This is a genomic window from Pseudomonas sp. Fl4BN1 (assembly GCF_009908285.1).
Classification (GTDB): Bacteria; Pseudomonadota; Gammaproteobacteria; order Pseudomonadales; family Pseudomonadaceae; genus Aquipseudomonas.
This window is the reverse complement of record NZ_JAAARM010000011.1, coordinates 193,615-204,266: the sequence shown is the minus strand read 5'-3', so window position 1 is coordinate 204,266 and position 10,652 is coordinate 193,615. Positions and strand designations below refer to the sequence as shown.

Annotated in this window: 10 protein-coding genes and 1 pseudogene; 4 read left to right on the top strand and 7 right to left on the bottom strand. The window is 65.7% G+C overall.

Features of this window, described 5'->3' with window-relative positions; translation table 11 throughout:
* From GV818_RS15215 to GV818_RS15190, 6 genes and pseudogenes are all read right to left on the bottom strand, one after another.
* Positions 1-420, bottom strand: a 420-nt coding sequence (locus tag GV818_RS15215) for an inositol monophosphatase family protein (RefSeq protein ID WP_306108699.1), incomplete at its 3' end; no start/stop codon positions are given.
* 30 nt (positions 421-450) lie between these two features.
* Positions 451-1,446 (bottom strand): extracellular solute-binding protein, encoded by a 996-nt coding sequence (locus tag GV818_RS15210; protein WP_161776926.1) that lies wholly within the window; start codon positions 1,444-1,446, stop codon positions 451-453.
* A gap of 29 nt (positions 1,447-1,475) precedes the next feature.
* Complete coding sequence (locus GV818_RS15205; protein WP_161776925.1) at positions 1,476-3,116, bottom strand: ABC transporter permease; 1,641 nt, start codon at positions 3,114-3,116, stop codon at positions 1,476-1,478.
* Positions 3,113-4,186, bottom strand: a complete 1,074-nt coding sequence (locus tag GV818_RS15200; protein WP_161776924.1) for an ABC transporter ATP-binding protein — start codon at positions 4,184-4,186, stop codon at positions 3,113-3,115. Before GV818_RS15200 ends, GV818_RS15205 begins: the two co-directional genes overlap by 4 nt.
* A gap of 301 nt (positions 4,187-4,487) precedes the next feature.
* A pseudogene (locus GV818_RS15195) lies at positions 4,488-4,967 on the bottom strand (GntR family transcriptional regulator); the annotation flags it as partial.
* A gap of 64 nt (positions 4,968-5,031) precedes the next feature.
* Complete coding sequence (locus GV818_RS15190) at positions 5,032-6,273, bottom strand: diaminopropionate ammonia-lyase (protein ID WP_161759979.1); 1,242 nt, start codon at positions 6,271-6,273, stop codon at positions 5,032-5,034.
* A 253-nt stretch (positions 6,274-6,526) separates the two neighbouring features.
* Here GV818_RS15190 and GV818_RS15185 point away from each other — a divergent pair, with 253 nt between their 5' ends.
* Positions 6,527-6,997, top strand: coding sequence for an Lrp/AsnC family transcriptional regulator (locus tag GV818_RS15185; protein WP_161759980.1), 471 nt, complete (start codon positions 6,527-6,529; stop codon positions 6,995-6,997).
* Positions 6,998-7,000: 3 nt separating this feature from the next.
* Here the strand turns inward: GV818_RS15185 and GV818_RS15180 are convergent, their stop codons facing one another.
* Entirely contained in the window at positions 7,001-7,891 is an 891-nt protein-coding gene (locus tag GV818_RS15180) for a LysR family transcriptional regulator (protein ID WP_161776922.1), read from the bottom strand.
* Positions 7,892-7,989: 98 nt separating this feature from the next.
* Between GV818_RS15180 and GV818_RS15175 the strand changes: the two genes are divergently transcribed.
* The 3 genes from GV818_RS15175 to GV818_RS15165 all read left to right on the top strand — a co-directional run bounded on the left by GV818_RS15175 (position 7,990) and on the right by GV818_RS15165 (position 10,522).
* On the top strand, positions 7,990-8,988 hold the full coding sequence (locus tag GV818_RS15175; protein ID WP_161759982.1) for a cyclase family protein: 999 nt from the start codon (positions 7,990-7,992) through the stop codon (positions 8,986-8,988).
* 33 nt (positions 8,989-9,021) lie between these two features.
* Positions 9,022-9,450: a RidA family protein gene (locus tag GV818_RS15170; RefSeq protein ID WP_161776921.1), complete on the top strand. Its 429-nt coding sequence runs from the start codon at positions 9,022-9,024 to the stop codon at positions 9,448-9,450.
* 76 nt (positions 9,451-9,526) lie between these two features.
* Positions 9,527-10,522: a diaminopimelate epimerase gene (locus tag GV818_RS15165; RefSeq protein WP_161776920.1), complete on the top strand. Its 996-nt coding sequence runs from the start codon at positions 9,527-9,529 to the stop codon at positions 10,520-10,522.
* Positions 10,523-10,652 lie beyond the last annotated feature (130 nt).

The following is a 10,652-nucleotide window of genomic DNA, read 5'->3' as shown; positions in this document are numbered from 1 at the left end:
GCCGTTGAGGGTGGTGGGCTGGCCCTGGACGCCGACCCAGCGCTGGCCGCTGATGGGGATGTCGATGATGCCCAGCACCGGCCGGCCGGCCTGGCACAGGCTGATCAGGGTGCCGTACACCGGAATCCCGGTGATGAATTGCTTGGTGCCGTCGATGGGGTCCAGTACCCAGACGTATTCGGCGTCCAGGTCCCGGGGTGGATACTCCTCGCCGAGGACGCCGTGCTCGGGTTGCGCGCTGTCGAGCATTTCCCGCAGCCGGGCTTCGATGCGCTGGTCGATCTCGGTGACCGGGCTGGCGTCGTCCTTGCTGCTGAAGGCCTGGCCCCCCGGCGCAGGTAACTGCCAATGTTCGCGGAGAATGCTGCGGCTGGCGTCGGCCAGGCCTTCGGCCAGTTGCAGGTAACGGTGCAGTGACATGCTGTGCTCCTAAGGGTGTGAAAGCCCGGATCAGAGGCCTTTGGGCAGGTCTTTCCAGTGTTCGAGAAACGCCTCGCGCTCGCGCACCGCCTGCTCTTCATCGACGTTGAAGACCTTGATCTGCGCCAGGTTGGGCAGGGCGACGTGGGCGCTGACGTCGATATCGCTACGGCTGGGGCGGCGATAGGCCTGCTCCAGCAGGGCGATTTGGGTGTCCCGGGCCAGGAGCAGGTCCACCAGTCGGCGCCCCGCTTCGGGGTTGGGGCCGTTTTTCACCAGCGTCAGGGCTTCCTGGGTGACGAAGGTGCCGTCGGCGGGATAGATCAGGCGGATCTCCTTCTGCCCGCCAGCGACATAGGCATAGGCGTTGCCTTCGAAGGTCAGGCCGATGCTGTATTCGCCCTGGGCTACCGAGTTGAGCACTGCGCTGGAGTTGCGCGACACCACCAGGTTGGCTGCTAGGGCCTTGAAATCCTCGGCACCGAGCAGTTGCCGCAGGCCCCAGAGTACGGTGTAGGCGGTGGAGGTGGCGCCCGGGTCGCCGACGATGATCCGGCCTTTCCAGGCCGGGTCCAGCAGGTCGCGCCAGGTGCCTGGCTCGGGTTGCCCCTTGAGTTGCTTGTGGTTGACCATCAGCACCACCACCTGGATGTTGCTGGCGCTCCACAGCTGTTGCGGCTGGTGCCACTGTGGGTCGATGGCGCTGCTCTGGGGCGAGCGGTACGGCTCGTAGAGCGCGGTGAAGGCCCCCAGGGTGTTGGGTTGCGAACTCCAGAACACATCCGCCTTGGTTGCGGCGCCCTCGGCATCGATGCGCTTGAGCAGGGCTGCGCTGGAGCCGGTGACTACGCCGATCTTCAGTGGCGTGGCCAGTTGGCCGGCACTGTCGAGCACGGCCTGTACCGCCGAGTCGTTATTGGTGGTGTAGAGCACAGCTTGGCGCTCGCTGGCCAGAGCGGGCAGAGGCAGGCTCAGCAGGGCAGTGGTGCCCAGCATCAGCCAGTGGTGTTTCCATATCGTGGTCATGGGCAGGTCCTTCTTCGGGTTGAGGGCAGTCAGAACACCTTGATTCGCAGCACCAGGGTGCAGAACAGCACCGGTACCAGGGTCAGCAGCACGAGGATCAGGCCGTAGGCAGCGGCCTGGCCCTGGAGGCCGGTCTCGATCAGGCGGAACACCTGGATGGTGATGGTCTCGCGCCCGGCCGAGTACACCACCAGGGAGGCGCTGAGCTCGGCGACGATGGTGGTCCAGGTCAGCACCGCCGCGGCAGCGATGGCTGGAGCCATCAGCGGCAGCACCACCTTGAGGAACGAGCGCAAGGGCGGCACCCCGAGGCTGATGGAGGCTTCCTCGATGGAGTTGGGAATGTTGTAGAGGGTCGCCGAGGCGCTGCGCACGCCGAACGGAAAGCGGCGAATGACGAAGGCGGTGACGATGATCGCCGCGCTGCCACCCAGGGTCAGCCAACCGCTGTTGAAGGTCATCACCAGGGCGATTCCCAGTACCGTGCCGGACATGGCCATGGGCAGCATGGCGATGTAGTCGATCAGCGGGGTCAAAAGGTTCTTCTTCTTGATCACCAGGTAACTGATCAGCACGCTCAGGACCAGCCCCAGCAAGGTCGCCAGGCCGCCGTAGAGCAGGGTGTTGAGGATCGGCTCGGGGCTGCGTAGAAGCACCCGGGCGAGGTTGTCCAGGGAGAACACCCCCCACTGCATCACCGGCCCGCGGGATTCGGTAAAGGCACTGACCAGCACCGTCAGCAGTGGCAGCGACGAGAGCAGGATGAACAGCCCGATGGCGCTCCCCAGCAGCAGGCCGCGCCAACCGCGCAAGCGGCTCGCCGCGGCGCTACGCCCCTGGACCAGCTCGTAGCGCTTGCGTCCCACCAGGTAGCGCTGAAGGAACAGCACCCCGGCGACGATGGTGATGGAAACGCTGGCCAGGCTGCTTTGCAGGGCCGGGTTGGTGCCCATCTCGGAGATGAAGCTCAGGTAGGTCAGCACCGACAGCAACTGGACCCGGCCCCCCAGTAGGGTAGCGATAGCGAAGTTGCCCACCACCAGGGTGAACACCAGCAGGGCCGAGGCGAGGATCGCCGGCATGATCAGCGGCAGCATGACTTGCAGCCGCGCCCGGCCGGGGGCGCTGCCCAGGCTTTGCGCGGCCTCTTCGAGCTGCACGTCAAAGCCGCGGATGGCCGCCAGGGTGCCGAGGTAGATGTAGGTGTAGTAGACCAGGCTCATGACCAGTATCAGCCCCGGCCAGCCATAGAAACTCGGCAGCTGCAGGCCCAGGTACTGCTCCAGCCAGTGGGTCAGCACGCCGTTGTTGCCGAGAATCATCAGCCAGGTCTGGCTGACGATCACTTCCGGAACCACCAGGGTGCACAGGGGCAGGATTGCTACCAGTGGCTTGCCGGGGAAGTCGAAACGCGCGGTGACATAGGCCAGGCTGACCCCCAGCACGCTGGCGCAGAGGGTGACCAGGGCGCCGAGGGTCAGGGTATTGCCCAGGGCGCGCAGGTACTTGGGGTCGTCCAGCAACTGCGTCCAGCCGCTGCTTGCATTGCCGGACAGCGCGAGGCTGGTGCCCAGCAGGTTAAGCAGCGGCCAGAGCAGGAACAGTCCGAGCAGGGCCAGGGCCAGCAGCGACAGCAGCAACCATATTGAAGGCCGTTGGAATCGGTTCATCGTGGCACCACCTGGCTGGTCTGGGGATCGAATTGCAGGCGCACTGTCTGGCCCTCGGCGAATTCCCGGCGGGCTGGGCCGAAGCAGTCCACGGCCAGTTGTTGTTGGTCCGCCAGTTCGATGTTGTAGGTGGTCTTGTGGCCCAGGTACTGCTTGCGCCGCACCTGGCCGGGCAGGCTGTTGCCCAGGGGGCCGTCCGCAGTCAACAGCTGGATGTTTTCCGGGCGGGCGATCAGGCAGCCCAGGCCGTCGGGGGGCAGTGCCTGGGCCAGGGCCTGCAGCGCCTGCCCGGCGACCCGGATGGTCAGCCCTCCAGCTTCGGTGCTGCCGTCGAGGATCTCGCCCTGCAGCAAGTTGGCGGCGCCGATGAAGTCTGCGACATAGGTGCTGGCGGGGCGCTGGTAGATCTCTTGCGGGCTGCCCAACTGGGCGATCCGGCCCTGGCGCATCAGGGCGATCTGGTCGGACAGGGCCAGGGCTTCTTCCTGATCATGGGTGACGAACACCGTGGTGATGCCGATGTCCCGTTGCAGGTCGGCGATGGCCGTGCGGATCTGCAGGCGCAGTTTGCTGTCGAGGTTGGACAGCGGCTCGTCCATCAACAGCACCCGTGGCTCGATGACCAGCGCCCGGGCCAGCGCCACCCGCTGCCGCTGGCCACCGGACAAGGCCGGCGGGTAGCGGTCCTCGAAGCCTTGCATGCCGACCCGCTCCAGATACTCGCCAACCTTGCGCTGGATGGTCGTGGGGTCGGTCTTGCGCGCTCGTAGGCCATAGGCGACGTTGTCGAAGACGGTCTTGTCGGGAAACAGCGCGTAGTCCTGGAACACCATGCCGATGCCGCGTTGGTGGGCCGGTAGCCGGGTCATGTCGATGGCACCAAAGCACAGGCGGCCGGCGGACGGCTGGACAAACCCGGCGATCACCCGCAACAGGGTGGTCTTGCCGCAACCACTGGGCCCGAGCAGGGTGAAAAAACTGCCTTCGGCGATCTCCAGGTCCAGATGATCGATCACCTGAATGCCGCTGCCGTAGCTGACGCTCAGGTCACTGATGCTGATGGATGACATGCTGTTCCTCCGTGATGCCGTATGCCGGGCGGTAGTGCCAGTGGTCGCGGCGTTGGATTGAAACCCGGGTTGGTACTCCGGGGTGGACGAGCGCAAACGTGGGTAGATTGAATTTCGTATACGATATATTTTGCATGCAATGCCCGTGCCGGTTTGTTGGCGCCAGCTTCATGAGTCCGGCGTCGGGATATGCACGGTCGACGTTAGCGAGGAGCAGTCAAAATGTGTCGCGAGGTTGGCGCCTGGGCGCGGGAAGGGTGGGTGTTACAGAAGGGAGCAATGGGCGGTGGCGCGGGCGTACTCAGGGAACAACTGGTCCCGGGGTCGCCCCGGGACCGGACGGGCCTGCCTGGCGGGAGCGGGGCAGGTGCTCGAAAAGAGTCTTGCAGACGCCGGCGATGTGCTCCTGGAGCAGGCGGGTGGCGTGTTCCACATCGCCGCTGCGGCAGGCTTCAAGCAGGCCCCGGTGTTCGTGGTCGACGCGTTCCTTACCGGCAGAAAGGCGTACCTGCATGCGCAGGTAACGCTCCTGCGTGTCGTGCACCGAACGGATCAGGCTCATCAGGAATGACCGCTGCGCCGCCTCGTACAGGCAGGCATGCAGTTCCCAGTTGAGTTCGGCCCAGCGACCGACATCGTGCTCGTGATTGAACGCCTGGCAGATCCGCTCGGCGGCGCTGAAAGTGACGCTGTCCATGTACGGGATGGCCAGGCGCAGCACCTTGTCTTCCAGGAGCATGCGGACTTCGAACATCTGTGCCAGTGATGCGCGTGGACATCTGTTCTAGGCGGCCGGGAGTGGCCTGGAAATGGGGGGGGCTGGCAGTCATGAAAATCCTTGGTGGTCAGGCGTCGGCGGGGCTGGCGACGCTGGGTCGCCAACCCTGCCGACGCCGGGTGACCGCTTGTGCCGTCTCGCCGACCCAGTGCTGGTAAAGCCTGGCGTCGGTGGCGCCTTCAGTGTTGATCAGGAGTACGCGTGAGTGGTGAGTGAGCCGAGTGGCCCGCCTGAGGGCTAGCGCCTTGCCCAACTGCTTGAGCCCTGCGAGCCCTGCGGCGCCGGATTCTCCCGCCACCAGCGGCCTGTCGTGCTTGCTGCCGGCCGCCAGGTGGCGCATTGCATCCAGCGCGGCCGAATCGGGGATTGTGACAAAACTATCGATTGAAGGTTGCAGAAATAACCACGCCAGGGGCGAAGCCTCGCCACAGGCCAGGCCCGCTATCAGCGAATCCGCCGTACCGCTGGCACGTGAAGGCTGCTGTGCCCGTGCGCTCTGGTACAGGCAATCGGCCTGCTGCGGTTCCACCACCAGCAGGCGTGGTCGCGCCGCGCCGTGATATTCCCACAGGTAGCTGGCGACGCTGGCCGCCAATCCTCCGACCCCGCCTTGCACCAGCACATGGCTGAACCCCGGTTGTTCAGGCTGGCTGGCGCTTTGCTCAAGGACCTCGGCCACCAGGCTGGCGTAGCCCTGCATCACGTCCAGGGGCACGCTTGGCGCCTCCAGCGAGCCGGTATCGGCAATCACCTGCCAGTCATAGGTGGCGGCCAGGCGCGCGGCTTCGACGACTGACTGTGCGTAGTTACCGCGAATCCGCACGATGTGCGCGTCATAGGCGGCAATCGCCAGCTCCCGTTCCAGGCTGACCCCGGCGTGGAGCACGATCACGCAGCGGCAACCCAGGCTCTGTGCGGCCGCCGCCAGGGCCCGACCGTGGTTGCCGTCACTGGCGCTGATCACCGTGTAGTCCTTGAGCAGCGCGCGGTGCCGGCCGAGTAACAGGCCGCGGGCACTCAATGGCTGGTGCGGCCAGTACTGGATGACCTGCCGCAGCAGGGCGAAGGGTGCCCCCAGGGCCTTGAAACTGCCGAGGCACGAGCGCTGGGCTTCATCCTTGATCCAGACCTCGGCCAGCCCCAGTTGCCGGGCCAGGTCCGGCAGCGGGTACAGCGGTGTGGGCTGCTGGTTGAGCAGTGGCCAGTGGGCCAGCCACTCGCGGCTTTGCCGGGCCTGCTGGATGTTGAGCAGGCACCGCAGGTGCGCCGGGTAGGTTTCACGGACGGCTCGGGGGTTGGCGAACAGCATGACGGCTCCATTGAACTCCCTGAGTGGACAAGGGATCAGGCGGGCAACGGGATTGGGCGGTTTTCAGGGGGCGCGCCGATGGTTCGGCGGCACGTCTGCGGGTGCGCTCGAAGGCAGGCACGGGGCGGTGAGCGGGACCCGGGCGGGCAGGGAAAATAATAGTGCGCGGGGGCTGAGTTTATTTCGCATAATCGGCGGCTTTTGCACAAAATTATTCCACCGTGAGCCGCTGTCTTCCGGAGCCTTGCCGTCCATGAACACCAGTCTTGATGCCTATGACCTGAAGCTGCTCGCCGAGCTGCAGCGTGACGCCAGCACCGCCCAAAGCGAGCTGGGGCTGCGGGTCAACCTGTCCACGGCGGCGGTCAACCGGCGGCTCAAGCGCCTGACCGACGAAGGCGTGATCGAGCGCTACACCGCGGTGGTTGCGCCGGATGCGCTCGGCCATGAGTTGAGCATCATCGTCGAGGTGGAAGTGGAAAGTGAGCGGGTCGATCAGCTCGATGCCCTCAAGCGCAGGTTCCAGGCCTGCCCCCAAGTCCAGCAGTGTTACTACGTGGCCGGCGAATGCGACTTCGTGCTGATCTTCTGTGTGCGCAGCATGGCCCAGTACAACCAACTGACCCATGAGCTGTTCTTCGACAACGACAACGTCAAGCGCTTCAAGACGCTGGTGGCGATGAACCGGGTCAAGGTCGGGCTGGAGGTGCCCACCACGGGCTGAGGCTCAAGGGCAATGCAGTGCCTCGACCAGGAAGTCGACGAACACCCGGACCTTCTGTGGCAGGTGGCGCTGGCTGGGGTACAGCGCATAGATATGGCGGCTGGGCAGGCGCTGCTCCGGCAGCACCCGCAGCAACTGGCCGCTGTCCAGCAGTGGCTGGGCGACAAAGCCGGGCAGGGCGCCGATGCCCAGGCCGGCCACCAGCATGTCGCCGAGCATCAGGCTGTTGTCCACCGCAAAGTGCACCGGCAGTTCCAGCCGGCTGTTGCCTTCCGGGCCTTCCAGTTGCCAGCGCCCCGGGTGTTCCGCGAGCCGGTAGGCCAGGCAGCGGTGCCGGTGCAGGTCGGCAATCCCCACGGGGGTGCCCTGGGCCTGGAGGTAGTCTGGTGCGGCGCAGATGATCTGTTCCACCTGCCCCAGGTGGCGGGCGACCAATGACGAATCCTCCAGTTGTCGACGGATTCGCAGGGACACGTCGAAGCCTTCGCCCACCACGTCCAGCACCTGGTCGTTGAGGGTCAGTTCCACCTGCAATTGCGGATAGCGCTGCATGAACGCGACGAGGATCGGCGACAGCACCTTGAGCCCGAAGGACAACGGCGCATTGACCCGCAGGCGGCCGCCGGGCTCGCTGCTGCCGGCCTGAGTGGCGTGCTCCAGGGCGTCCAGTTCATCGAGCAGATGAGAGCATTCGGTGAAGTAGCCCTGCCCGGCTTCCGACAGGCTCATGCGCCGGGTGGTGCGCAGGATCAACAGGCTGCCCAGGCGCTCTTCCAGTTGCCGCACCTGCTTGCTCACCGCCGCGGTGGATTGCCCGAGGTCGGCAGCGGCCAGGTTGAAACTGCCACGCTCCACCACCCGGCGAAAGGTGCGCATGGCCATCAGTACATCCATATTGTTTCCCCTGGGTTGAATATCTATCCACGAATCGGCTGATTATCTCTGAATCAGCACTCAATACCATGGCCACTTCATTTCGCAGGAGTGTTGTCATGGCAATTCACGCAAGGTCGAAGATCCTTCCCGGGGTCCTGGCGCTGTCGTTGATCAGCGGACTGTGCAGCGCCGCCAGCGCGGTGCGGCCCGAGGTCGGGATCAGCCCTTGGGGACCCAAGGATGAGATTGGCCGCCTGAACCTGATCACCGCTCAATCCCGGGCGGCGATCATGGCCCGGGTCAGCGGCGCCCAGGCCTACGACCTGGCGGTGGACTATTTCGTCGGCATGCCCAGCTGGCAGGCCGCCGGTGACCCGCCGTACCAGATGTGGATGACCCACACCCCCCACGGCAATGTAATCGCCGACCCGATGCAGGTCGGCGAACCGATGAACCAGCACGTCAGCTACAGCGGTTCGGCAGTGTCGATGTACGCCCACATGGGCACCCATATCGACGCCCTGAATCACTTCGGTCTCGACGGCAAGATCTGGAACGGCTTCCGTGCCGACCAGCACCTCGGGGACCGCGGCTGGAATGTCACCGGGGCGGAAAAACTGCCGCCGATCATTGCCCGAGGGGTGCTGATCGACGTTGCCGCGGCCAAGGGCCTGGAGCAACTGGCGGACAGTTACCGGGTCACCCGTGCCGACTTGCAGCAAGCCCTGGGCAAACAGAAAGTGGCCCTGGAAAAAGGCGATGTGGTGCTGATCCGCACCGGGCGCATGCGCGACTACGACAACGCTCAGCGCTACATGGCCAACCCCCCGGGCCTGAGCCTGGATGCGGCGAAGTTCCTGGTGGAAGAGGGCGGCGCCATGGTGGTCGGCGCGGATAACCTGAGCTTTGAAACATTCCCTTCCGAGGTCGAGGGCAACTACCTGCCGCTGCACACCTACCTGCTGGCGATGCAGGGTGCGCCGATCATCGAGCTGGTGAACCTTGAAGGCCTGTCCCGGGACCGGGTTTATCAGTTCGCTTTTATCGGTGCTTCACTCAAGCTGCGCGGCGCGGATGCGGCGCCGATCCGGCCGCTGGCCTTGCCAATCCACTGAACCCGGTCGGTTTCATTCACTCAGGAGATACCTATGTCGAGCCATGCAGCGCCCCAGGGCGTACTCAAGTTGTCCAACCCGGCCGGGCTCTATGACCCCAGCGCCAATGGCTATTCCCATGTCGCCCAGGTAGCCGCTGGCGCACGCTTGGTGTTTATCGCCGGGCAGGGCGGCGAGAACCTCGATGGTTCGCTGCCAGAAGACTTTACCGGGCAGGTGCGCCAGGCCCTGGCCAACCTGCAGACCGCCCTGCACAGCGTCGGTGCCGAGGTGCATCAAGTGGCCAAGCTCACGGTGCTGATCGTTGATCACAGCCATGAGCGCCTGGCGGTTTTCGGCAGCCAGTTGCAACAGTTGTGGGGAGACGCACCGACCCCGGCCTGCACCCTGATTCCGGTGCCGCGCCTGGCCCTGGACGGCATGCTGTTCGAGATCGAGGCGATTGCCGCACTGGCGCCCTGACGGCTTCCCGCCCCCCTGGCCGAGCCGCTGCATTTACCCTAATGTCAGCGGCTTGGTGGTTTCTGGAGGCGGTGCAATGGCAGCGTTCTACGATGCGCGGGGCAATATCTATGGCGTGGTGGCACCAGCGGCGCTGCGGCGCTTGGGGGTAGCCTTGCCCGGTACGGCGGCCGAGGCCGCCCGGGACCGGCGGCTGTGGGCCGCACAGGCGATTGCCGCCTTGTGCGACTGGGCGCCGGGAGCTCGCCCGGAAGGGGCCAAGGCCCATCGCTGTGATGGCTTGCTGGTGGGGCCGTTCCAGGCCGCGGCGCCTTTCGACCTGTTGATCGTCAACACCGACGGCACCCTGGCCGAGCGCAGCGGCAATGGCCTGACGATCTTTGCCCAGGCGCTTACCGAACAGGGGGTGCTGGCGGCCACAGGCGAGACGCTGTTGCAGGTGCATCATGACCAGCCAGGGGGCGCTTCCCCGGTGCTGACGGCAGTGGAGCCGGCGCAGGTGTCGGGGGTGCAAGGCTTCTGGCTGGACCTCGGGCAGCCGTCTTTCGGCCCGCAAGCAGTGGCGGCCCTGGGCGTCGAGGCGGTGAGCCTGAACGGTCTGCAACTGAGCCGGGTGGCGTCCTTGCAGCGCTTGCACCCACAGTGGGATCACAGCCAGTTCGTGCGCATCGGCAATCCCCACTGCGTGACCCTGGTGGAGGAAGCTGCGGCCTTGCCGAGCAACCAGCAGATGCTCCAGGCGCCCTTGGCCGAGGGGCTGACGGCGACCGCCTTTGCCTTACCCCTGGGCAGCGGCGAGCCGTGCCCGGCAGGGGTGAATTTGCAGTGGGCGGCGCGGGAGTCCGCCCAGCGCATCGTCGCCAGGGTATTCGAGCGGGGCGAAGGGCCGACCGCGTCTTCCGGCACCAGCGCCAGCGCGGTGGCCAGCGCCGCCTGGCGGGTGGGCTGGGTCAAGGCCGGGCGGGTCGAGGTGGTGATGCCGGGCGGCACCGCGCCCTTGATGTTGCAGGAGCGCGGCGGTGAACTGATACGGGTGAGCCTGTTTGGTACGGCGTTGGCGCTGGAGGCGTAAAGGGCAGCGGCAACCCCGTTGGCGGCCGGTCGCTTCGGCTTGGCTGAGGCCGGCGTGTTGGCGATTGGCAGGGCTGTCGGGCTCGGTAGCTAAACGGTTGGCGGTGCTATAGGGTGGCGGCGGGATCGGC

Bases quoted from the DNA above. Each gene is read 5' to 3' on its own strand.
- GV818_RS15170 (WP_161776921.1), top strand. From the start codon at position 9,022: ATGTCGAGCCATGCAGCGCCCCAGGGCGTACTCAAGTTGTCCAACCCG.
- GV818_RS15165 (WP_161776920.1), top strand. From the start codon at position 9,527: ATGGCAGCGTTCTACGATGCGCGGGGCAATATCTATGGCGTGGTGGCA.
- GV818_RS15205 (WP_161776925.1), bottom strand. From the start codon at position 3,116: ATGAACCGATTCCAACGGCCTTCAATATGGTTGCTGCTGTCGCTGCTG.
- GV818_RS15180 (WP_161776922.1), bottom strand. From the start codon at position 7,891: ATGGATGTACTGATGGCCATGCGCACCTTTCGCCGGGTGGTGGAGCGT.
- GV818_RS15175 (WP_161759982.1), top strand. From the start codon at position 7,990: ATGGCAATTCACGCAAGGTCGAAGATCCTTCCCGGGGTCCTGGCGCTG.
- GV818_RS15185 (WP_161759980.1), top strand. From the start codon at position 6,527: ATGAACACCAGTCTTGATGCCTATGACCTGAAGCTGCTCGCCGAGCTG.
- GV818_RS15190 (WP_161759979.1), bottom strand. From the start codon at position 6,273: ATGCTGTTCGCCAACCCCCGAGCCGTCCGTGAAACCTACCCGGCGCAC.
- GV818_RS15200 (WP_161776924.1), bottom strand. From the start codon at position 4,186: ATGTCATCCATCAGCATCAGTGACCTGAGCGTCAGCTACGGCAGCGGC.
- GV818_RS15210 (WP_161776926.1), bottom strand. From the start codon at position 1,446: ATGACCACGATATGGAAACACCACTGGCTGATGCTGGGCACCACTGCC.